The 941-nt window shown below is 33.0% G+C and carries 1 pseudogene; it reads right to left on the bottom strand.

Annotation, left to right across the window (positions count from 1 at the left end):
- Window positions 1–132, bottom strand: a pseudogene (locus tag WG67_RS08670) (ABC transporter permease); the annotation flags it as partial.
- Window positions 133–941 lie beyond the last annotated feature (809 nt).

Below are 941 nucleotides of genomic sequence, written 5' to 3'. Positions count from 1 at the left end.
AAAATAATATGGTGGCACAAGGCAGTGGTATAGAGATTGAATAAAAAATATGAATGCACTACCAAGCCTTAACAAAAAATTGATAAAGTACCTACCAATTATTCTAACACTATTTATATCAAAAAAGCTCACTTTGTATTCATTTTAGCTAGAGGTTAGTCTTACTGATTTTATTAAAATTTTTATTAACTTTATCGCAAAGTATAGCTGAGATATGTTTTAAGTTCAATATACTTGATGTTTTAATTTAAAGCTTAACCCAAGAAAGGTTTCCCTACGTCATACCGCCACGGTATCCACAACTGTACGAACGTTGTAGTTTGGGAGCAATTCCCACCAGTGGGCCAGTGCCCAGACACTGGGATGGCTTTGTTGCATCGCTACTTATGAAAGGCTAACTATAATTAGGATTATAAGCAACTTATTGAAAATCTTGTTTTTTTGCAATCAATCTGATCAAATTTAAGAATAGTAATTTGTTATTTATATTAATAAATTTAATTCTATTGAAAATAGCTAAAGCATTGAAATTCTTGAATTTTAGCCAGATTAGTGAGTGGTAGTGAAATTTCTTTTACTCAAATTTAGGTATTCACTGACCGTTCTTGTTATAAATACCAGAATAATAAGCTACTGATATTCCCTATCTTTTTTATCTTTAATCCATCATAGCTAGCGATGCAACAAAGCCCACTGGGATCCAGCTTCTATGCAACTTAATTAAAAACGTTTGTTTTAGCATAAGACAACTACCTTTAGCTCATCAGCTCAGTTATAAGCAAAATTTCTGGATTCCAGACTGGAATGACATCATCTGTTGTGCAATTTACCTTCAAAAATGAATGTTCGTACAGCTATGGATTCATTCGCGGTATAGATTCCGCTAACGAGTAGCGGAATGACGGTTTTTCAAATTGTAGAGCCACTTTAGCTATAGAACT

This window comes from Wolbachia endosymbiont of Drosophila incompta (genome assembly GCF_001758565.1).
GTDB classification, from domain to species: domain Bacteria; phylum Pseudomonadota; class Alphaproteobacteria; order Rickettsiales; family Anaplasmataceae; genus Wolbachia; species Wolbachia pipientis.
The sequence above is the reverse complement of the archived record's forward strand: the minus strand, read 5'-3'. Positions and strand labels throughout refer to the sequence as shown.